Below are 20,777 nucleotides of genomic sequence, written 5' to 3'. Positions count from 1 at the left end.
TTGCCTCGCCTCGAACATCTCTCGGTCGGACCGCGCGCTTCCGTCGAAGGAGACGGAAGGTACCCGCGATTCCCCGCTCTGGTGATGCGTCGCTGTTCCCGTACGCGCAGCATGCCACCGCTCGTCGCGGCGCCCGCGTTTTCACCGGAAGTCCGTGCGAGAGCACGCCCGTTGGGGCTAGGCTGGCCCGCTGATCAGTTCGTAGGCCTCGCGGAGATCGAGCCCCGTGTAGTGGTGCGAGGCGAGGTCCCGCACATGGTGGTCCGCGTTGACCGCCACGGACACCGGGACCATGGCGAACAGCCGCGCGTCCGACATGGAGTCGCCATACGCCACGCAGTCGGCGCGGGTCAGTCCGAAGCGGGCGCAGAGCTCGTCCGCGACGCGCACCTTCGCCGCGGCGTCGAGGATGCCCGCCGGATCCACCGGGTCCCGGAACGGCACGGACGGCCACAGCGAGCCATGGGCGGCGTCGGCTCCCCAGTCCAGCAGCCGCTCCACGAAGAACCCCGGCGACAGCGAGATCACGGCGCACCGCTCGCCGCGCGCCTTGATGTCGGCCCAGACGTCGCGGATGCCGGCCACCCAGGGCGCGCCCTCGAAGGCCGCGGCGACCTCGGCCTCGGTCAGCTCCCTCCACAGTTCCACCGCCAGCTCGGCGAACCGGGGCGGCGTCAGCTGCCCCGCCGCGAACGCCCGCTCCAGCTCGCCTATCTCCGGCTCCAGCCCCAGCTGGCGGGATATCTCGACCGCCGCCGCCGAGCCGTGGATCAGCGTTCCGTCCAGATCAAACAAGTGCAGTCTGCTCATGACCGCCGAGCCTAGGCGTACGCGCCGCGTGCGGACGCCCAGGCCGGCCGCTCCCCCGGCTGTCGTCAGCCGCCCAGCACCTCCTCGATGGCCGCCGTCGCGATGCCGTGGTCCTGCTCCGGCGCTCCGCCGCCGATCCCGACCGCACCGATGAGCCGGCCGTCGCGGTGCAGCGGAACCCCTCCGGCGATGAACAGCAGCGGCCGGTCCAGGGCCGTGGGCAGAGTGTGGAAGAGCGCGCCCGGCTGGACGGCGTCGACCAGGTCGGCGGTGGGCGTCCCCAGCTGCAGGGCGGTGAACGCCTTGCGCGTGCTGGTCTCCCCCGCGATCAGCACCGCCCGGTCGTCGCGCCGGAAGGCCAGCAGATGGCCGCCCGCGTCCAGGACGGTGACGGCCGTCCGTATGCCCTGCTCGTCGGCGGCGCGGCGGGCGGCGGCGACGAGGGCGTCCGCCTCGTCCGTGGCGAGCGGAAGGACCGGGGTGTTGGCGGTCATGGGTGGGTGCTCCTTGCTGTGGTGCGTACTCGCCGAAGGGCGAGGTGGTGTGGTGGTGCAGTGGTGCGGCGGCTGGGTAGCGCGGTGCCCGCGTGGTGCGGGCGCCCGGGTCCCTTCGGTGGTGCCTCAGCGGCCGGCCGGTACGGCCTCCGGCTCGGCGGCCACGGTCGCCACGCCCGTTGCGGTGATCCGCCCGGCCCGGCCCGTACGCCGCTCGAGCCGCGCGGAGAGGAGTGCGAGCAGCAGCGCCGACGCGGCCATCAGGGCGCCCACCCAGTTGGGGGCGGTGTAGCCGAAGCCGGCCGATATCACCAGGCCGCCGAGCCAGGCCGCTATCGCGTTGCCGAGGTTGAAGGCGCCGATGTTGACGGCAGAGGCGAGCGTGGGGGCGTCGGCGGTCTGGTCGAGGACCCGCTTCTGCAGCGGCGGCACGGTCGCGAAGCCGAAGGCGCCGATGAGCGGGATGGTGATCGCGGCCGCGATCTTGTCGTGGGCGGCGAGCGGCAGCAGGGCGAGCATGATCGCGAGGCCGCCGAGGCCCGTGTAGAGCATGGGCATCAGCGCGCGGTCGGCGTACTTGCCGCCGATGAGGTTGCCGCCGACCAGGCCGAGGCCGAAGAGGACGAGGAGCCAGGTGACGGAGCCCGGTGCGTAGCCGGTGACGTCGGTCATCATCGGCGTGATGTAGGTGCTCATGGTGAAGACGCCGCCGAAGCCGAGGACCGTCATCGCCATGGCGAGCAGGACCTGGGGGTTGCGGAAGGCGGCCAGCTCGCCGGAGACGCGGGTGTGCTCGGGGAGGGGCTGGCGCGGTACGAGCGCGGCGATGCCGAGCACGGCGAGCACTCCGAGGCCGGAGATGATGAAGAAGGTGACGCGCCAGCCGACGTTCTGGCCGATGAGGGTGCCCAGGGGCACGCCCACGACATTGGCGACCGTCAGGCCCGTGAACATCATGGCTATCGCCCCGGCCTTCTTCTGCGGGGCGACGAGGCCGGCGGCGACGATCGCGCCGATCCCGAAGAACGCGCCGTGCGCGAGCGAGGCGACGATGCGCCCGGCGAGCATCACCCCGAAGACGGGGGCGGCGGCGGAGAGGGCGTTGCCCACGATGAACAGGCCCATCAGGCCCATCAGCATCTGCTTGCGCGGGACGCGGCTGCCGATGATGGCGAGGATCGGGGCCCCGACGACGACGCCGAGCGCGTATCCGGTGGTCAGGTAGCCGGCGGTGGGGATGGACACGCCGAACTCGTCCGCGACCTCGGGGAGCAGGCCCGAGGTGACGAATTCGGTGGTGCCGATACCGAAGGCGCCGATGGCGAGCGCCAGCAGGGCGAGAGGCATGACGGGGGTCCTTCAGGCAGGGGAGATCGGGCAGGGGACAGGGGTCCGGCCAGGTCTTTGCGGCAGACTTTTACCGGCCTCCACAATAATTGCAGACGCATTTACTTGCAAGCGCTGGCTATTGCGGAAGAGAGCTATCCTTTTGGTACGGCACGTCCGCACGGCATCGGACGACACGCGCGTACGACCGCGAAGGAGGGCACACCCCCATGTCCCGTACCCCGGACTCCGCTCCCGTCGGGCTCGCGCAGGGCTGGTGCGCCCTGTCCGCCCTGCACAGCCGGATCGAGACGCACATAGAGCGCGCGCTGCAGGCCCACCACGAGCTGAGCGTGCGTGAGTTCTCCGTGCTCGACGTTCTGAGCCGCCAGCACCACGGCGAGGGCGGCCACCTGCGCATGAACGAGGTCGCGGACGCCGTCGTCCTGAGCCAGAGCGCGACGACCCGCCTGGTCAACCGCCTGGAGGACCGCGGACTCCTGACGCGCCACCTCTGCCTCACCGACCGCCGCGGCATCTACACCGACGTCACGGACGCCGGCCGCGCCCTCCTCGAGGACGCCCGCCCCACCAACGACACCGCCCTGCGCGAAGCGCTCGACGAAGCCTCGGGCCGCGCCGAGCTGGCCCCCCTGGTCGCCGCCGTGGAGTCCCTCGCACCGGCGCCATAACCACCGGCCGGCATCCCGGCACGCGCGTGGACGCGCACCGCTTCTACGAGCGGCTGGGCTTCGAGGCCTCACACCTCGGCTTCACGTACCACCTCTGACGCACCGCGGGCCCGGGCCCGCTCCCGGTGCGCCTTCTGCCGGCAGGCCGCGCCGCAGTACCGGGCGGGCCGGCCCGTACGAGCGGACGGCATCGCCCCGCCGCACACGGCGCATCCCGTTTCGTTACGGCCTGGTGCCGGGTTCGGGGGGAGTTTCGTCACGCGACGCCCCGGACGGAGGCTGTCGCACGCCAGGGCGGTCATCCTGCCGGGAGCCACGCCGGGCCCCCGCCGCTGCTCCATCGACAGACAGCCCACGAGCAGGGCCATCACATCGCCGATGGTCACGTCCTTGCGTACGGCGCCCGCCTGTTGGGCCCGTGCGAGCAGGACGGACAGGGCCGCGCGGAAGTCGTCCTCCACCCCGGGAGAGGGCTCGAAACTGCCCTCCAGCGCGTCGCACAGCCCCTTGTTGCGCGCGGACAGCCGCACCACCGCCGCCAGGTAGCGGAAGAACACCCCACCGGCGTCCTCCGCCTGCGTCAACTCCCTTGCCGTATCGGTGAAAAGGCGTACCCGGTCCACGACAGTGGCCCTGAACAGGGCTTCCTTGGTGGGGAAATGGCGGTAGACCGTGCCGGTGCCGACCCCGGCCCGGCGGGCGATCTCGCCCAGCGGCACGGCCAACCCGGCTTCCGCGAAGGCGGATCGGGCCGCCTGCAGGACCAGCACCCGGTTGCGCCGCGCGTCGGCGCGCAACTGTGAGGAGGCCCTCGAGGACGGGGGCGGATTCCTGCGGTGTGCCATGCGCGCGGGCCTCCACGGGCCGGATGACGAAACGGGCTGGAGGTTCCGATTCTATCCGCGCATATGACGGAGGGCCTGCACCGGCATAACGGTTCATAAGTGACTAAAGGGAAGAAAAGCAATGAAAAGGGCCGCCGTCGGCGCCAGAAGCGCCGGCGGCGGCCCGAAGAAGCCGTTGCCGTGCAGCCCTACCCGGAGGTCAGGCCGGAATCACCGAGGTCAGGCGGGAATCACCGCGTCCCACGCCGCGCCGGCGGCCGCCAGAGCGGCACTCTCCTCCCCTGCCGGAACGCCCAGCGCCCGCAGTCCCTCTCCCAGCGCCGACAGCGTGGACAGGACGGTCTCCCGGTCCGCGTCGAGCCCGTAGTGGTTGACGCGGATCATCTCCTTGGCGAGCGCCCCGGCCGCCGCCTGGACCGGCACGGAGGCGTCCGCGGCGAGGGCCGCCGCCACGACGTCCCGCGCGTCGACGCCCTCGGGCGCGCGCAGGGTGGTGGCGGCGGGGGCGGCGTCCTCGTCCCGTACGACGTAGGGAGCGAGGGCGCCCAGGGCCCGTACGCCCGCCCGCGTGGCGGCAGCGGCGGCACGGTGACGGGCGATCACGTTGTCCAGGCCGTCCGCGTCGATGCGGTCGACCGCCTGCTCCAGCGCGAGCATCTCCAGCTGCGCCGGGGCGTGCGGCAGCGCCGTGCGCCCGCCGTCGATCCAGCGCTCCTTCCAGTCCAGCAGGGAGAGGTAGGAGCGGCGGGGCGCCTGCTCGTTGGCGGCGATCCGCTCCCAGGCGCGGGCGCTGACCGACACGGCCGAGACCCCCGCGGGCCCCGCCATCGCCTTCTGGCCGCCGATGACGCACAGGTCGACGCCCCACTCGTCGGTCAGCAGCGGCTCCGCGGCCACCGAGGCGACCGCGTCCAGCATCAGCAGCGCGCCGTGCTCGCGGACGACGGCGCCGATCTCGGCGACGGGGTTCGTGTTGCCGGTGGCGGCCTCGGCGTGGACGAGGCTGACGAAGTCGATGGCGGGGTTCGCCCGGAGCGCCTCGGCCACCTGCGCCGCGGTGACGGCACCGCTGAAGGGCGCCGACACCGTGATCACTTCGGCGCCGCAGGAACGCAGCCAGCCGCCGAACGTCTCGCCGTACGGACCGGTGATGACGTTGAGCGCGGTGCTGCCGGGCCGGACGGCCGAGCGGATGCACGCCTCCAGGGGCAGCAGCGCCTCGCCCTGCATCGCGACGACCGTCTCGCGGGTGCGCATCAGCGCCGCGACCTTGTCCTCGATGCGGGCGAACTGAGCGGCGCCCAGGGGCGCGAGGTCGAGCAGGTCCGGTGCGGTGTTCGCGGTCACGGTGCCTTCCAGGTGGTTTCGCGCCGTGGTCCGGCGCCGCCGATCTCCCGTCGACTCTACGTCCGCCCTCCTACCCATGCCGACAATCCGACTACCGCCAGCCGCCCGTGTCGACGCCACCGGGCACGGCGCCCCCGACCTCGTAGGGCTCGCGGGTGAAGACGAACGTGCCGATGTCCAGATGGCTCACGGCACCGTCCGCGCCGCGCACGACCGTCAGCGTCTCGCCCGCGTAGTAGCCGTCGAGGCCCGTCCAGGTCCCGTCCTCCTCCGCGCGGAAGGACGCCCCGCGCCCCACCCCGCCCAGCGGCGCCAGCCGCAGCCCCCGGCCGGCCTCCAGCCGCACCGCGAACGGGGCCGCGCCCCAGTACCAGGGCCCGGTCAGCTCCAGCAGCGCGGTGTCCACGTCGTCGAGCGGGCGCCACGGCCGCGGAATCCGCGGTTCGTGCTCGGCGACCGTGCACAGGAGCTCCGCCGCGATGACGGGGGCGTTGAACAGGGACTGGAGGTTGCTCAGCACGACGGAGGCGATGCCGTCCTCCTGGCTCACCCACAGCGCCCCCACGAACCCGGGCATCGAGCCGGCGTGGCCGAAGAGGGGCCGGTCGTCCCGCCGTATCAGCTGCATGCCCAGGCCGTAGGCGCCGGACCAGTCCGGGTTCTGCGGCTCGGTCTGCGGCCTGCGCATCTCCGCGACCGAGGCGGCCTTCAGCACCCGGTCGTCACCGTTCAGCAGGAACGCCCCGAAGCGGCACAGGTCGGCCGCGGTGGACCATAGCTGCCCGGCCGGCGCCATCCGGCCGGTGTCCACCGCGGGCTCCGGAAGCAGTACGTCCGCCCACGGGTGCACCGCCCATCCCTCGGCGTGCGGCGCCTGGGAGGCGAGCGTCGTGCGCCGCATCCCGAGCGGTTCCAGCACCTCCCGGCACAGCACCTCGTACCAGCTCTCCCCGCGCAGGCGCTCGACCAGCGCGCCCAGGAGCGCGAACCCGGGGTTGGAGTAGTGGTGCAGACGACCCGCGGCATGGCGCTGGGGGCGCTCGCCGAAGATGTCGGCGAGCTCGGGGCGCAGCGCACCGTCCGTGCGCTCCCACCAGGGCCCGCCCGTCTCGGCCGCGAGCCCCGAGGTGTGCGACAGCAGCTGTGCGATGGTCGCCTCCCCGCCCTCGGGCGCGTCGAGGTACTGGCCGAGCCGCTCGTCCAGATCGAGGAGTCCTTCGTCGCGCAGCCGCATGACCAGCACGGCGACCAGCGTCTTGGTGATCGAGCCGATGCGGTACTGCGTGTCCGCCCCGGGCACCTGACCGTCGACGGCTCCCCGCCCGGCGGACCACGCCATCCGTCCGTCGCGCATCACCGCTCCCACGAGGGAGGGGGTACGGCCCTCCACCTGCCCGGTGGCGAGGCGGTGCAGGAGCGCACGGCGGGTGGCGGGCAGCAGGTCGGTGAACTCCGCGTCGCTCACGGGTGCTCCGGCGGGAACTTCGTGCGAGTCAGTCATGTCCGCACCCTAACCACGTGATCGTTCCGGCTTCCGGCCGTGCGGCAGGATGGCGGGATGACCAAGGATGCGCAGCCCGTCCACGCCCTGCTCGTCGTCGATGCCCAGTCCGCCTTCGTCTCCGGTGAGGGGGCGGTGCCCGGAGCGGCCCGGCTCCTCACGCACATCGACGAGCTGATATCCGGGGCGCGGGCGGCCGGCGCCCTCGTCGTCCACCTGCAGAACGACGGGCCTCCGGGAGCGGACGACGAGCCGGGCACGCCCGGCTGGGAGCTCCATCTGCCCGTACGGCCGGGCCCTGCCGAGGTCGTCGTCCGCAAGACGGAGGACGACGGCTTCTACGAGACGCGTCTGCAGGACCTGCTCAGCCGCTCGGGGGTGCGGGCGCTGGTCGTCTGCGGCGTGATGTCCGAGATGTGCGTCAGCGCGACGGCCCGTACGGCCCTGGAGCTCGGCTACCGCGTCGTCCTGCCCCACGACGCCCACGCCACCTACGACATTCCCCCGGCGGCGGGCATCAGCGGCCCGGTCCCGGCGGCCATGGTCGCGCGGACCGCCGAGTGGGCGCTCGGCGACGGGATCGAGATCGTCGCGCACGCCGGGGACGTGGATTTCACCGTCCCGGCGCCGCGGCCGGGACGGTGATCACTTCCACACAGTGGAAGGTCAGCGCACCATCTTGCGCTGACCGCAGTCGTTGAAGCCGTCGCCCTTGCAGACGAAGACGGAGACCGTGGTGGTCGGCATGAGGGCGCCCACCTTGAAGTTGGCCGGCTTGGTGCCGACACCGCACTGGGTGGCGAACTTGATGGGCGGGCCGGGGGCCAGATCCTGCTGGATGACGAAGTAGGACGAGTAGCAGTCACCACCGGTGTTCTTCAGCGCGCCTTCATACGCTGTCGATATACCGCCGGCGCCTCTCTCTGTGCGAGACGTGCCTTCGACGGTCGCCGTACCGTGACTCGCCGACCAGCTGGAACCTGCGGTCGCCGCGGAGCTCGCGGCGACCGCGGGCGTCATACCGATGAGGGACACGGCGGCCGCCGCGAAACCGACTGCTCCGGCCGTGATCGTGCGGGAAAGCATGAATATTCCTCCCATGGTCGAGTCGTTGACACGGGAGACCGTTTCACGTGAAACATGCACTCCACAAGATCTTTTGGGGGCCGCCGACGCCAACCTGGCGCCCGACAAGGGAAGATGGCCGTACAAGTGTCCAACTCCCCTACTGGGGCGGCGTTCCTGAAGATCAGGTCTGGGCCATGTCCACGAAGCGCGAGTAATGGCCCTGGAAGGCCACCGTGATGGTCGCCGTGGGGCCGTTACGGTGCTTGCCGACGATGATGTCCGCCTCGCCCGCACGGGGCGATTCCTTCTCGTAGGCGTCCTCGCGGTGCAGCAGGATGACCATGTCGGCGTCCTGCTCGATCGAGCCGGACTCACGGAGGTCGGAGACCATCGGCTTCTTGTCCGTACGCTGCTCGGGGCCACGGTTCAGCTGGGACAGGGCGATGACCGGCAGCTCGAGCTCCTTGGCCAGCAGCTTGAGGTTTCGGGACATGTCCGAGACCTCCTGCTGGCGGCTCTCGGCACGCTTGTTGCCGCCGGACTGCATCAGCTGCAGATAGTCGATGATCACGAGCTTGATGCCGCTGCGCTGCTTCAGGCGTCGGCACTTGGCGCGGATCTCCATCATCGACAGGTTCGGGGAGTCGTCGATGAAGAGCGGGGCGGCGGAGACATCGGGCATCCGGCGGGCGAGGCGCGTCCAGTCCTCGTCCGTCATCGAGCCGGAGCGCATGTGGTGCAGGGCCACGCGCGCCTCGGCGGAGAGCAGGCGCATCGCGATCTCGTTGCGGCCCATTTCGAGCGAGAAGATCACGCTCGGCATGTTGTGCTTGATCGAACAGGCGCGGGCGAAGTCCAGCGCGAGGGTGGACTTACCCATGGCCGGACGGGCCGCGATGACGATCATCTGGCCGGGGTGCAGGCCGTTCGTCAGGGAGTCCAGGTCGGTGAAGCCCGTCGGGACGCCGGTCATCTCGCCGCTGCGCGATCCGATGGCCTCGATCTCGTCGAGCGCGCCCTCCATGATGTCGCCGAGCGGGAGGTAGTCCTCGCTGGTGCGCTGCTCGGTGACCGCGTAGACCTCGGCCTGTGCCTTGTTGACGATGTCGTCGACGTCGCCGTCGGCCGCGTATCCCATCTGCGTGATGCGCGTGCCGGCCTCGACCAGGCGGCGCAGCACCGCGCGCTCGTGGACGATCTCGGCGTAGTACTCGGCGTTGGCGGCGGTCGGAACGGACTGGACCAGGGTGTGCAGATACGCGGCCCCGCCGACCCGGGTGATCTCACCGCGCTTGGTGAGCTCCGCGGCGATGGTGATGGGGTCGGCGGGCTCGCCCTTGGCGTAGAGGTCGAGGATGGCCTGGTAGATCGTCTCGTGCGCCGGGCGGTAGAAGTCGTTGCCCTTGAGGATCTCGACCACGTCGGCGATGGCGTCCTTGGACAGCAGCATGCCGCCGAGGACGGACTGCTCGGCGTCCAGGTCCTGCGGGGGTACGCGCTCGAAGCCGCCGCCGCGGTCCCAGGAGCCGCCCTCGTCGCCGCCCTGGTCGTGCTGCTCGCCACGGCCCTTGCCGTCGCCGCGGCGGGAGCGGGGGAAGGGGAGGCGGTCGCTGGGGCTGTCGCCCCAGGGGTCGTCCATGGGCTCGGGACTGCTCACCCGGGCCACCTCCTCCCGTCCGCGAAGCGGACCTCGCCGTGCGCTTCCTTCTTACGGCACGGCTCTGACAATTAGGACGCCCGACTCCGGTTATGACGCGTCGAGTTCGCGGCGAGTTCGTGTCGATCCCGTAAGGTCCGCGGCTCCCCCGGAGGGGGCGAAAACAGACGGCAGGCGCCGGTCCACGGTAGGGCCGCGGGCACCGTCAGCCAATCTGGTTATCCACAGGGCATGTGGATGAGCGGCCCCAGGCTGTGGAGAACCGCCCTGAACCTGTGCACGGTGCGGGGGAAAGCACTGTGGACAAACACACAGTCGCCCTCGTCACACCGCTCTGACCTGCAGGTTTGTCGTCCACTGGCTGTTGAGGAGAAAAACTTTCCCGCCGGGACCGAGATCGCGACAAACGGCGCAGAGAAGATCACACACAACCCACTCAAGTAAGGGTCGTAAGCTAGGAGCACAGATTACCTGTGGAAGATTGGAACAGGCACCGTGACCCAGGCACCCGCGCGTGAGCCGAGCACCGCCCGCCGGCATGACCGCGAGATCCTCGCGCTGGCCGTGCCCGCCTTCGGCGCGCTCGTCGCGGAGCCCCTCTTCCTGCTGGCCGACAGCGCCATCGTCGGCCATCTCGGCACCCCCCAGCTCGCGGGCCTCGGCATCGCCGCCGCCCTGCTCACCACGGCCGTCAGCGTCTTCGTCTTCCTCGCCTACGCCACCACCGCGGCCGTCGCCCGGCGGGTCGGCGCCGGGGACCTCCAGGCCGCCATACGCCAGGGCATGGACGGCATATGGCTCGCCCTCATACTCGGGGCGGTGGTCGGCGTCTCCGTGCTGCCCACCGCCCCCGCCCTCGTCGACCTCTTCGGCGCCTCCCCGACCGCCGCCCCGCACGCCACCACCTACCTGAGGATCAGCGCCCTGGGCATCCCCGCGATGCTCGTGGTGCTCGCCGCCACGGGCGTGCTGCGCGGCCTGCAGGACACCAGGACGCCGCTGTACGTCGCCATCGGCGGCTTCGCCGCCAACGCCGGGCTCAACCTCGGCCTCGTCTACGGCGCCGGCCTCGGCATCGCCGGCTCCGCGTGGGGGACGGTGCTCGCCCAGTGGGCCATGGCCGCCGTCTACCTCGCCGTCGTCGTCCGGGGAGCCCGCCGCCACGGCGCCTCCCTGCGGCCCGACGCCGCCGGGATACGGGCCTGTGCCCAGGCCGGCGTCCCGCTGCTGGTCCGCACCCTCTCGCTGCGCGCCGTGCTGATGATTGCCACCGCGGTCGCGGCCCGCCTCGGCGACACGGAGATCGCCGCACACCAGATCGTGCTGACCCTGTGGAGCTTCCTGGCCTTCGCCCTGGACGCCATAGCCATAGCCGGGCAGACGATCATCGGGCGCTACCTGGGCGCCGAGGACGCCGCCGGGGCCCGGGCCGCCTGCCGGCGCATGGTGCAGTGGGGCATCGCCTCAGGCGTCGTCCTGGGGGCCCTGGTGGCGGCGGCGCTGCCCGTGCTCACCCCGCTGTTCACCAGCGATCCCGCCGTACGCGACGCCCTGATCCCGGCGCTGCTCGTGGTGGCCGTGGGACAGCCGATCGCGGGGATCGTCTTCGTCCTGGACGGCGTGCTCATGGGCGCCGGCGACGGCCCCTACCTCGCCTGGGCGATGCTGCTGGTCCTGGCCGTCTTCGCGCCCGCCGCCCTGCTGGTGCCCACGGTGGGCGGCGGTCTGACGGCGCTGTGGTGGGCGATGAACCTGATGATGGTGGTCCGCATGGCGACCCTGTGGATACGCGCCCGGTCCGGCCGCTGGCTGGTCACGGGGGCGGTACGGGCCTGAGCACGCCGGTACGGGGCCGAGCACGCCGGGTACGGGCCTGAGCGCCCACCGGAAGCGCCCTGAGGACAGCGGAAAGGGCCGCACCCCAGTGGGGTGCGGCCCTTCCTCAGGCTATGCCTGTCGCTGCCGTCAGGCGGCGACGACCTCGATGCCGAGCTTGGCAACGACGTCGGCGTGCAGACGCACGGACACCTGGTGGGCGCCCAGGGTCTTGATGGGCGAGCCCAGCTCGACGCGGCGCTTGTCGACCTCGGGACCACCGGAAGCCTTGATCGCGGAAGCGACGTCGGCCTGGGTCACGGAGCCGAACAGGCGGCCGGCCTCGCCGGCGCGGACGCCGAGGCGGACCTTGACGCCCTCGAGCTGGCCCTTGACCTCGTTGGCCTGCTCGATCGTGGCGATCTCGCGGATCTTGCGAGCGCGACGGATCTGCGCAACGTCCTTCTCGCCACCCTTGGTCCAGCGGATCGCGAAACCGCGCGGGACCAGGTAGTTGCGAGCGTAGCCGTCCTTGACGTCGACGACGTCACCGGCAATGCCGAGGCCGGAGACCTCGTGGGTGAGGATGATCTTCATTATTTGGTCACCCTTCCCTTATCGCGCGGACGAGGTGTAGGGCAGCAGCGCCATCTCACGGCTGTTCTTCACGGCCGTGGCGACGTCACGCTGGTGCTGAGTGCAGTTGCCGGTCACGCGGCGGGCACGGATCTTGCCGCGGTCGGAAATGAACTTCCGCAGCATGTTCGTGTCCTTGTAGTCCACGTAAGCGGTCTTGTCCTTGCAGAACGCGCAGACCTTCTTCTTGGGCTTGCGCGGGGGCGGCTTCGCCATTGTCTCTCTCCTGTGAATCAAGAAGTTTTGTGCTGTCGCCCTCGGGCCGTCACCGGCCCGGGCCCGTGAAGGGCCTAGAAGGGCGGCTCGTCCGAGTAGCCGCCGCCGGAGTTGCCGGAGCCGCCGCCCCAGCCGCCTCCGCCGCCGCCCTGCTGGCCGCCGGACGGAGCGCCGGTGGCCCAGGGGTCGTCGGCGGGAGCCCCGCCGCCCTGCTGGCCGCCGCCGGGACCGGAGCCCCAGCCGCCGCCACCCTGGCCACCACCATTGCCGCCGCCATAGCCACCCTGGCCACCGCGACCCGCGGTCTTGGTGACCTTCGCCGTGGCGTTCTTCAGGCTGGCGCCGACCTCTTCGACGTCGAGCTCGTAGACCGTGCGCTTGACGCCCTCACGGTCCTCGTAGGACCGCTGCTTCAGCCGGCCCTGCACGATCACGCGCATGCCTCGCTGAAGCGACTCGGCGACGTTCTCCGCCGCCTGCCGCCACACCGAGCACGTGAGGAAGAGGCTCTCGCCGTCCTTCCACTCGTTGGTCTGGCGGTCGAAGGTGCGGGGAGTGGACGCGACACGGAACTTCGCGACCGCCGCACCGGAGGGGGTGAAGCGCAGCTCGGGGTCGTCGACGAGATTGCCGACGACCGTGATGACGGTCTCGCCTGCCATGGATGAACCTCTCGGCGGGTGTGCTGCTGGCTGCTTGCTACTCGTTGCGATGCAGCCCGATTACCTCTGAACCGCTGGGGTTCAGTGGGTCTCGGGACGGAGGACCTTGGTCCGGAGGACCGACTCGTTCAGGTTCATCTGGCGGTCGAGCTCCTTGACGACCGCAGGCTCGGCCTGCAGGTCGATGACCGAGTAGATGCCCTCGGGCTTCTTCTTGATCTCGTACGACAGACGACGACGGCCCCAGGTGTCGACCTTCTCGACCTTTCCGTTGCCCTCACGGACGACGGAGAGGAAGTTCTCGATCAGCGGGGAGACAGCGCGCTCCTCGAGATCGGGGTCGAGGATGACCATCACCTCGTAGTGACGCATGTGGAACCCACCTCCTTTGGACTCAGCGGCCACGGTCGATCCGTGGCAGGAGGGTCGTAATGCGTGAACAACGGTATCGGCGGACACTGACAATCAGCGGAAGTCCCTGGGTTTGCCCCTGGGACCGAAGCTGGGTCCGGGCAGACACCGGTGCAGACCGTACAGAGTACCTGCACTCCGGCGTCCGGTTGAAATCCGACCGCCGGGCCCCGCAATCTGAACGCATCGGGTGTGACCGGCGCTACATTCGCGCTTGCCTTCAGGAGGTGCCCCATGACACAGGCGGTTCGGCAGCCCCGTGGACCCCGCGCGCTGCTCGGCGCAGTCCTCAACAGCGACGGAAAGGCCCATCCCGTCGAGAACACCTTCGTCGCCCTGACGGTCGTGCTGGGTGCGCTCGCCGCCATCTCCTCCCTGTGGACCGGCCTGCACCTGCTCACCTCGTGGAGCGGGCTCATCGGCATCCTCACGGGGGCCTGGGGCCAGTTCATCTCCGCCACGACCGGTGAGCGCTTCCTGCTGATCATCGGGCTCGGAGCGTCCGCTTTCGGCTTCTTTCTGGGCATGGCGCACGGGGGGCTTTTCGGGGGCTTGATCGGATAAGGGCCGTACGCCCAATCGGGGCGCTCCCCGGTCGCAGTAGGCTTCGGCGCGAGAGCCGGAGCCCCGACCCTGGGGACACACCTGCCGAGGAGCGCCCCGATCATGAGCCTGACCCTGAGGACAATCAGCCGCGAGCAGCATCTGGCGTATATCCAGAGCCTGCCCTCGGCCAGTCACATGCAGGTGCCGGGGTGGGCCGATGTGAAGGGCGAGTGGCGCTCGGAGAACCTGGGCTGGTTCGACAAGACCGGGCAGATGGTCGGCGCCGGTCTGGTGCTCTACCGCCAGCTGCCCAAGATCAAGCGCTACCTGGCCTACCTGCCCGAGGGCCCGGTCATCAACTGGTTCTCGCCGAACCTCAGCGACTGGCTGCAGCCCATGCTGGCCCACCTCAAGCAGCAGGGCGCGTTCTCGGTGAAGATGGGCCCGCCCGTCGTCATCCGCCGCTGGGACGCCAACGCGATCAAGACCGGCATCGCCGACCCCGACGTCAAGCGCCTGCGCGACGTCGAGGCCACCCACATCGAGCCGCGCGCCTTCGAGGTCGCCGACCAGCTGCGCCGCATGGGCTGGCAGCAGGGCGAGGAGGAGGGCGCCGGCTTCGGCGACGTCCAGCCCCGCTACGTCTTCCAGGTGCCGCTGGAGAACCGCTCCCTGGAGGACGTCCACAAGGGCTTCAACCAGCTGTGGCGGCGCAACATCAAGAAGGCCGAGAAGGCCGGCGTCGAGGTCGTCCAGGGCGGCTACGAGGACCTGGCCACCTGGCAGCACCTGTACGAGATCACCGCCGAGCGCGACAAGTTCCGTCCGCGCCCGCTGAGCTACTTCCAGCGCATGTGGACCGCCCTCAACTCCGAGGACCCCAACCGCATGCGGCTGTACTTCGCCGTGCACGAGGGCGAGGCCGTCGCCGCCGCGACGATGCTCATCGTCGGCGGGCACGTCTGGTACTCCTACGGCGCCTCCGCCAACCACAAGCGCGAGGTCCGCCCGTCGAACGCCATGCAGTGGCGCATGCTGCGCGACGCCTACGCCCTGGGCTCCAGCGTCTACGACCTGCGCGGCATCGGCGACTCCCTCGACGAGAACGACCACCTCTTCGGCCTCATCCAGTTCAAGGTCGGCACCGGCGGCCAGGCCGCGGAGTACCTCGGCGAGTGGGACTTCCCGCTCAACAAGCTGCTGCACAAGGCCCTCGACATCTACATGTCGCGTCGCTGACCGTTCAGTCCGTCCACGAAGCAGTGCCGTCAGGCACACCACGTCACTCCGCAGACACAGGGAAAGGATCCGGGACCGGCCATGGCGCTCACGCTCTACGTCGACACCGCGCGCTGGCGGACACACCAGCAGTCCGTCATCCAGCAGTTCCCGGGCATCGTCCCGGTCTGCAAGGGCAACGGCTACGGCTTCGGCCATGAGCGGCTCGCCGACGAGGCGACGCGCATGGGCACCGACATCCTCGCCGTGGGCACCACCTACGAAGCGGCCCGGATCAAGGACTTCTTCAGCGGTGACCTGCTGGTGCTGACCCCCTTCCGGCTGGGCGAGGAGCCCGTGCCGCTGCCGGACCGGGCCATCCGGTCCGTCTCCTCGGTCGAGGGCGTGCGCGGCCTGGTCGGCGCCCGCGTCGTCATCGAGGTCATGAGCACCATGAAGCGGCACGGCATCAGCGAGGAGGACCTGCCCAAGCTGCACGCGGCCATCGAGGACGTGCGCCTGGAGGGCTTCGCGATACACCTGCCGCTCGACCGCGGTGACGGCAGCAGCGCGGTCGACGAGGTCGTGGGCTGGATGGAGCGGCTGCGCAACGCCCATCTGCCGCTGCACACGATGTTCGTCAGCCACCTCAAGGCCGACGAGCTGGTCCACCTGCAGCAGCGCTTCCCGCAGACGCGCTTCCGGGCCCGCATCGGCACGCGGCTGTGGCTCGGCGACCACGACGCCACCCACTACCGGGGCGCGGTGCTGGACGTCACCCCCGTGGCCAAGGGCGACCGCTTCGGCTACCGCCAGCAGAAGGCCACCGGTGACGGCTACCTGGTCGTAGTGGCCGGCGGTACCTCGCACGGCGTCGGGCTGGAGGCGCCGAAGGCGCTGCACGGCATGATGCCGCGCGCCAAGGGCGTGGCCCGCGCGGGCCTGGCGACCATGAACCGCAACCTCTCGCCCTTCGTGTGGGCGGGCAAGCAGCGCTGGTTCGCCGAGCCCCCGCACATGCAGGTCTCGATCCTCTTCGTGCCGGGCGACGCCCCCGCCCCGCAGGTCGGCGACGAGCTGGTGGCGCACCTGCGGCACACCACCACGCAGTTCGACCGTCTCGTCGACCACTGATCCCACTGATCCCACCCCCGTGGTGCGGGGCGGGGAGCCGTGACTACGGGTTGCGGCTCCCGGTGCCCCATTGGACGCGTGCGACGTCGGAGTGCTCCGCGTGCCGTTGACGCCGGCGCTCGGAGCCGAGGACGAATATGTCCGGCGCCCCGTCCAGGACCCCGCCGGAGGGGTCGTCCGAGCCGTCTCGGCGTACGACGTCCCGCTCGGGCAGCAGGATGTCCCGCACGACGAGCACGCACAGGTACAGCGTGCCCAGCAGGTGGGCCAGGATCGCCAGTTGGTAGCCCTCCGGCGGCAGCCCCTGGTGCTTGTCCCCGCTGCCCGTGTAGGCCAGGTAGAACCAGATGCCCAGGTAGTACAGGACCTCGCAGGCCTGCCAGATGAGGAAGTCGCGCCACTTCGGCCGGGCCAGCGCGGCCAGCGGCACCAGCCACAGCACGTACTGCGGCGAGTAGACCTTGTTGACGAGGATGAACAGCGCCACCACGAGGAAGGCCAGCTGCGCGAAGCGCGGGCGCCTGGGGGCACGCAGGCCGAGGACTCCTATGGCCAGACAGCCCAGGATCATCAGCAGCGTCGCATAGGTGTTGGCGTCGTCCAGCGGATCGCCGGTGCGCTGTGAGATGAAGAGCCAGACCGAGCCGAAGTCGACCGGCCGGTCCTGGCTGAAGGTGTAGAACTTCGCCCAGCCCTCGCGGATGTGGAACCCGTCAGCGTCATGAGTGATCATGACCGGCAGGTTGACCACGAGCCAGGCGCCGACGGCGGCGCCGGTGGTGGTGACGAACGCCCGCAGGCGCCCGGCCCGCCAGCACAGGATGAGCACCGGTCCCAGCAGCAGCATCGGGTACAGCTTCGCCGCGGCCGCCAGGCCGATCAGCACGCCCGCCAGGAGCGTGCGCCCGCGGGACCACATCAGCATCGCGGCGGCCGTGAGGGCGACCGCGAAGAGGTCCCAGTTGATGGTGGCCGTGAGCGCGAAGGCCGGTGCGAGGGCCACCAGCAGGGCGTCCCAGGGCCGGCGCCGGTGCGTGCGGGCCACGCATACGGCGATGACGGCCGTGCAGGCCAGCAGCATCCCCGAGTTGATCAGCCAGTACAGCTGTTCGCGGTGCTGAACGGTCCCGCCGCCCGGCGTGAGCAGGGCCGCGACCTCCATGAACAGTCCCGTCAGGACCGGGTACTCCAGATACTCCATGCCCCCCGAGAGGGACTGCGGGATCCGGTCGAAGTACGGGAGGAGGCCCTGGTCGAAACCGCGCCCGCTGTAGAGGTGCGGGATGTCGGAGTAGCAGGCGTGGGTGTACTGCGTGGTGGCGCCGAAGAACCAGCCGTGGTCGTAGCAGGGGAACTTCTGCACCATCCCGAGCGCGAACATCCCGATCGCCACGAGCGCGATCACCCGCACCGGCGTCCACCAGCTCACCCCGAGCAGCGCGCGCCGGCCCACCGGCCCGCCGATGAGCTCGCTGCCGGCGGCAGCCACCTCGTCCTCGACGGTGGGCCGTACAAGCTGGTCGTCCCGCACGCTCCTCATGCCCACATCCTGCCGTACCCGCGGCGGACCCGGCGGAGCCTGTGGAAAACCCCGAGGGCCGCCCCGCGCTGACGCGGAACGGCCCTCGAAAAGCCCTGCTCAACCGGCCTGTGCCGGATTTTTACGATGATCGGATCCCGATCCGGTGCCCGACCCGGCCCGACGGCCGGGTCCCGGGCCCCGTGATCAGCCCTCCGGTCCTCCGAACAACCCGCCACCCGACTGGCGGGTCGGGGTCGGCGACGGCAGGCCGCCGGTGTCCCCGCCGGGACCGCCCGAACCTCCCGGGCCACCGGTGCCGCCGGTGGTGGTACCGCCGTGGTGTCCGGGCTTGCACTTGCGGTCGAACACGCTGCAGGTCGCGGACGGGGAGGGGGAGCCGGACGGCGACTTCGACGGCGAGGGGGAGGCGGACGCCGACGGCGTGGCCGAGGGCGACGCGGACGGCACGGCGCTGGGAGAGGGGCTGGCCCCGTCTCCGTAGACCTTCTCGCCGATCGGCTGCGGAGCCTCGAACTGCAGGACGGGCTGGCCCTTGAGCGCCTTGCCCATGTAGTCGGCCCAGATCTCCGCCGGGAACGACGCACCGTGGATCGTGGGCTTGCCGCCCACACCGCGCATCGAGAGGAACTCCTGCTTCTTGGCGTTGGGGTCCACGCGGTACATGCCGATCGCCGTGGACAGCTGCGGGGTGTACCCCGCGAACCAGGCCGAGCGGTTGCCGTCGGTGGTACCCGTCTTGCCCGCCGCCGGGCGGTTGCCGAGCTGCGCCGACGTACCGGTGCCCGACTCGACGACCGTCTTCAGCACGTCGGTGACGTTGTTGGCGACATTGGCGTCGAAGGCCTGGGCGCTCTTCTCCTCGTGCTGGAAGGCGACCTTGCCGTCCTTCTCCACCTTCTCCACCGAGTAGGGGTCGACCTGCTTGCCGTTGGCCGCGAACGTCGCGTACGCGCCCGCCAGGCGGATCGCACTGGGCGCCGAGGTGCCCAGGGAGAAGGTGGGGGTCAGGGAGGCCAGCTGGTCCTTGTCCAGGCCCGCCTTGAGCGCGGCCTCCTGCACCAGGTCGGTCCCGACGTCCATGCCGAGCTGGATGAAGGGGGTGTTCACCGAGAACTGCATGGCCGTGCGGAGGGTGATGAGGCCCTTGTCCTCGTCACCGTCGTTCACCTGGTGCCACTCGCCGCCGTTCTGGTCGTGCCAGACCTTGCCCCGGTAGTCGCGCAGCGTCAGCTTGTTGTTGCCGTTGTAGATGCTGTCCGGCGACACGAGCGTGCGCTGGCTGAGGCTCTGCTGCGGGCCGAGGGCCGGATTGCGCTTGCCGTGCGTCATCGCGGCGGCCAGGACGAACGGCTTGAAGGTCGAGCCGACCTGCACACCGGTGTAGTCCGAGTTGTTGGTGAAGTGCTCCAGGGCGTTCTCACCGCCGTAGATGGCGACGATCTTGCCCGTCTTGGGCTCCACCGAGGCCCCGCCGAACTGCACGAACTGATCGACGTCGCGCACCTTCGGCTTGATGTTCGCCTTGCGCACCTCTTCGACCGACTTCGCCAGTCCGTCGACCTTGTCCCGGTCGAACGTGGTGTGGATCTGGTAGCCGCCCTTGTCCAGCTCGGCCTTGCTGATCCTGGAGTGGGCGACGATGTAGTTGTCGGCGAGGTCGGTGAGGTAGCCGATCTGCCCGGCACGGTTGGTCGCCGGCTTCGGCTTCTGCACCTTGGGGAAGCCCTGGGCGACCCACTTGTCGCGCTCGGCCGCGTCCATGCGGCCGACCTGGACCTCGCGGTCCAGCGTCCACTTCCACCGGTCGGTGGCCCGCTTGGTGTTCTTCTCCGCCGTCGCCGCCGGGCCCTGGCCGCCGTTCGGGTCGTACAGGTTCGGACCGTTCAGGGTGGCCGACAGGAACGCGCCCTCGCTCGGCGTCAGGTCCGCGCAGTCCTTGTCGAAGTACGCCCGCGCGGCGGCCTGGATGCCGTAGGCCCCGCGCCCGTAGTAGGCGGTGTTGAGATAGCCCGCAAGGATGAAGTCCTTGTCCTTGGTGGCACCCACCTTCACGGAGATGAGCAGCTCGGTCGCCTTGCGCTTGAGCGTCTGCTCCTGGCTCAGGTAGGTGTTCTTCACGAACTGCTGCGTGATGGTCGAGCCGCTCTGCGTCTCACCGCCCTGTGCCATCTTCACGACGGCACGGGCGATGCCCATCGGGTCGACGCCCCAGTCCTTCTCGAAGCTGGCGTTCTCGGCGGAGATCACCGCGTTCTGCATCGACTTGGGGATCTGCGAGATCGGCACGATCTGCCGGTTGAGGCTGCCGCCGCCGGCGACGACCATCTGTTTGCCGTCCGCCCAGTAGTAAACGTTCTTCTGGACGACCGAGGCCTTCTGCGCGCTCGGAACCTGGACCACCGCCAGGGCCACGCCCACGATGCCCACGACCAGAGCCGCGAGCGTGAACGTCAGCCCCGTGACCAGCTTCCAGGAGGGGATCCAGCGCCGCGCCCCCTGCTTGCCCGCACGCGGGTAGTCGATGACGCGCTTGGCCGTCGGACGGCCGTTGTCCCGGCGCCCGCGGCCCGGACCGCCGGGGCCGGCGTCCGGAGAACGTCTGCGTCCGCCGGCGCCGACGGCGCGCTGGCTCGCGCGACGGGCGTCGGTCCGGCCCGTGGACCGGGCTTCGTCACCACGGCCGCGACCGGGCGCGTCCGAACTGCTGGGTGGTGCGGTGCGGCGGCCGGGCGTCGGCTGCTGGGCCGCACGACGGGCCGAGGCTCGTCCACCGCCCTGAGGCGGCGGCGGCTTGCGGCGGTGCTCGCTCATCGAACGACTACTCCTCGGGCAGGCGCTATCGCCTGACAGCGGCAG

Annotated in this window: 20 protein-coding genes and 1 pseudogene; 7 read left to right on the top strand and 14 right to left on the bottom strand. The window is 70.6% G+C overall.

Features of this window, described 5'->3' with window-relative positions:
- Positions 1-177: 177 nt before the first annotated feature.
- From AB0G59_RS13615 to AB0G59_RS13605, 3 genes are all read right to left on the bottom strand, one after another.
- Positions 178-810, bottom strand: coding sequence for a haloacid dehalogenase-like hydrolase (locus AB0G59_RS13615; protein WP_360911130.1), 633 nt, complete (start codon positions 808-810; stop codon positions 178-180).
- 65 nt (positions 811-875) lie between these two features.
- A complete protein-coding gene (locus tag AB0G59_RS13610) occupies positions 876-1,304 on the bottom strand; it encodes a heme-binding protein (protein ID WP_360911128.1) in 429 nt (142 codons plus the stop codon).
- 126 nt (positions 1,305-1,430) lie between these two features.
- Positions 1,431-2,651 carry an MFS transporter gene (locus tag AB0G59_RS13605; protein ID WP_360911126.1) on the bottom strand — a complete coding sequence of 407 codons (1,221 nt, stop codon included), beginning with the start codon at positions 2,649-2,651 and terminating at the stop codon, positions 1,431-1,433.
- 209 nt (positions 2,652-2,860) lie between these two features.
- On the opposite strand from AB0G59_RS13605, the gene AB0G59_RS13600 reads away from it, so the two are divergent.
- Positions 2,861-3,322 carry a MarR family transcriptional regulator gene (locus AB0G59_RS13600; protein WP_360911124.1) on the top strand — a complete coding sequence of 154 codons (462 nt, stop codon included), beginning with the start codon at positions 2,861-2,863 and terminating at the stop codon, positions 3,320-3,322.
- Between the two features lie 20 nt (positions 3,323-3,342).
- A pseudogene (locus tag AB0G59_RS13595) lies at positions 3,343-3,420 on the top strand (GNAT family N-acetyltransferase); the annotation flags it as partial.
- On the opposite strand, the gene AB0G59_RS13590 reads toward AB0G59_RS13595, so the two are convergent.
- The 3 genes from AB0G59_RS13590 to AB0G59_RS13580 form a co-directional block, all read right to left on the bottom strand.
- On the bottom strand, positions 3,391-4,167 hold the full coding sequence (locus AB0G59_RS13590) for a helix-turn-helix domain-containing protein (RefSeq protein ID WP_360911122.1): 777 nt from the start codon (positions 4,165-4,167) through the stop codon (positions 3,391-3,393). The pseudogene AB0G59_RS13595 and the gene AB0G59_RS13590 overlap by 30 nt on opposite strands.
- Before the next feature lie 219 nt (positions 4,168-4,386).
- Positions 4,387-5,514 (bottom strand): aminotransferase class V-fold PLP-dependent enzyme, encoded by a 1,128-nt coding sequence (locus tag AB0G59_RS13585; protein WP_360911120.1) that lies wholly within the window; start codon positions 5,512-5,514, stop codon positions 4,387-4,389.
- Between the two features lie 91 nt (positions 5,515-5,605).
- Positions 5,606-7,015 (bottom strand): serine hydrolase domain-containing protein, encoded by a 1,410-nt coding sequence (locus AB0G59_RS13580; RefSeq protein ID WP_360911118.1) that lies wholly within the window; start codon positions 7,013-7,015, stop codon positions 5,606-5,608.
- Between the two features lie 57 nt (positions 7,016-7,072).
- Between AB0G59_RS13580 and AB0G59_RS13575 the strand changes: the two genes are divergently transcribed.
- Positions 7,073-7,660: a cysteine hydrolase family protein gene (locus tag AB0G59_RS13575; RefSeq protein WP_360911116.1), complete on the top strand. Its 588-nt coding sequence runs from the start codon at positions 7,073-7,075 to the stop codon at positions 7,658-7,660.
- 21 nt (positions 7,661-7,681) lie between these two features.
- Here AB0G59_RS13575 and AB0G59_RS13570 read toward each other — a convergent pair whose 3' ends face one another.
- Positions 7,682-8,101: a hypothetical protein gene (locus tag AB0G59_RS13570; protein WP_360911114.1), complete on the bottom strand. Its 420-nt coding sequence runs from the start codon at positions 8,099-8,101 to the stop codon at positions 7,682-7,684.
- A 163-nt stretch (positions 8,102-8,264) separates the two neighbouring features.
- The gene (gene dnaB / locus AB0G59_RS13565) at positions 8,265-9,740 is read right to left on the bottom strand and encodes a replicative DNA helicase (RefSeq protein WP_071965850.1); all 1,476 of its coding nucleotides are present in this window, start codon (positions 9,738-9,740) and stop codon (positions 8,265-8,267) included.
- Positions 9,741-10,235: 495 nt separating this feature from the next.
- On the opposite strand from dnaB, the gene AB0G59_RS13560 reads away from it, so the two are divergent.
- Positions 10,236-11,576 (top strand): MATE family efflux transporter, encoded by a 1,341-nt coding sequence (locus AB0G59_RS13560; protein ID WP_360911112.1) that lies wholly within the window; start codon positions 10,236-10,238, stop codon positions 11,574-11,576.
- A gap of 129 nt (positions 11,577-11,705) precedes the next feature.
- Here AB0G59_RS13560 and rplI read toward each other — a convergent pair whose 3' ends face one another.
- The 4 genes from rplI to rpsF form a co-directional block, all read right to left on the bottom strand.
- Positions 11,706-12,152 carry a 50S ribosomal protein L9 gene (rplI, locus tag AB0G59_RS13555; RefSeq protein WP_071966125.1) on the bottom strand — a complete coding sequence of 149 codons (447 nt, stop codon included), beginning with the start codon at positions 12,150-12,152 and terminating at the stop codon, positions 11,706-11,708.
- A gap of 18 nt (positions 12,153-12,170) precedes the next feature.
- Positions 12,171-12,407 carry a 30S ribosomal protein S18 gene (rpsR, locus tag AB0G59_RS13550; protein ID WP_004950692.1) on the bottom strand — a complete coding sequence of 79 codons (237 nt, stop codon included), beginning with the start codon at positions 12,405-12,407 and terminating at the stop codon, positions 12,171-12,173.
- Positions 12,408-12,481: 74 nt separating this feature from the next.
- On the bottom strand, positions 12,482-13,069 hold the full coding sequence (locus AB0G59_RS13545) for a single-stranded DNA-binding protein (RefSeq protein WP_360911110.1): 588 nt from the start codon (positions 13,067-13,069) through the stop codon (positions 12,482-12,484).
- Positions 13,070-13,150: 81 nt separating this feature from the next.
- Positions 13,151-13,441 (bottom strand): 30S ribosomal protein S6, encoded by a 291-nt coding sequence (gene rpsF / locus AB0G59_RS13540; protein WP_006604399.1) that lies wholly within the window; start codon positions 13,439-13,441, stop codon positions 13,151-13,153.
- Between the two features lie 273 nt (positions 13,442-13,714).
- Here rpsF and AB0G59_RS13535 point away from each other — a divergent pair, with 273 nt between their 5' ends.
- The 3 genes from AB0G59_RS13535 to AB0G59_RS13525 all read left to right on the top strand — a co-directional run bounded on the left by AB0G59_RS13535 (position 13,715) and on the right by AB0G59_RS13525 (position 16,378).
- Positions 13,715-14,044 carry a hypothetical protein gene (locus tag AB0G59_RS13535; RefSeq protein WP_360911108.1) on the top strand — a complete coding sequence of 110 codons (330 nt, stop codon included), beginning with the start codon at positions 13,715-13,717 and terminating at the stop codon, positions 14,042-14,044.
- Positions 14,045-14,146: 102 nt separating this feature from the next.
- Complete coding sequence (locus tag AB0G59_RS13530; protein ID WP_360911106.1) at positions 14,147-15,265, top strand: peptidoglycan bridge formation glycyltransferase FemA/FemB family protein; 1,119 nt, start codon at positions 14,147-14,149, stop codon at positions 15,263-15,265.
- Between the two features lie 81 nt (positions 15,266-15,346).
- Positions 15,347-16,378 carry an alanine racemase gene (locus AB0G59_RS13525; protein ID WP_360911104.1) on the top strand — a complete coding sequence of 344 codons (1,032 nt, stop codon included), beginning with the start codon at positions 15,347-15,349 and terminating at the stop codon, positions 16,376-16,378.
- A 43-nt stretch (positions 16,379-16,421) separates the two neighbouring features.
- On the opposite strand, the gene AB0G59_RS13520 is transcribed toward AB0G59_RS13525, so the two are convergent.
- On the bottom strand, positions 16,422-17,918 hold the full coding sequence (locus tag AB0G59_RS13520; protein ID WP_360911102.1) for a glycosyltransferase 87 family protein: 1,497 nt from the start codon (positions 17,916-17,918) through the stop codon (positions 16,422-16,424).
- Between the two features lie 186 nt (positions 17,919-18,104).
- The gene (locus tag AB0G59_RS13515) at positions 18,105-20,732 is read right to left on the bottom strand and encodes a transglycosylase domain-containing protein (protein WP_360911100.1); all 2,628 of its coding nucleotides are present in this window, start codon (positions 20,730-20,732) and stop codon (positions 18,105-18,107) included.
- Positions 20,733-20,777 lie beyond the last annotated feature (45 nt).

It is taken from the genome of Streptomyces sp. NPDC021096, from assembly GCF_040641275.1.
Taxonomy (GTDB): domain Bacteria; phylum Actinomycetota; class Actinomycetes; order Streptomycetales; family Streptomycetaceae; genus Streptomyces.
This window is presented reverse-complemented; position numbering and strand designations above follow the sequence as displayed.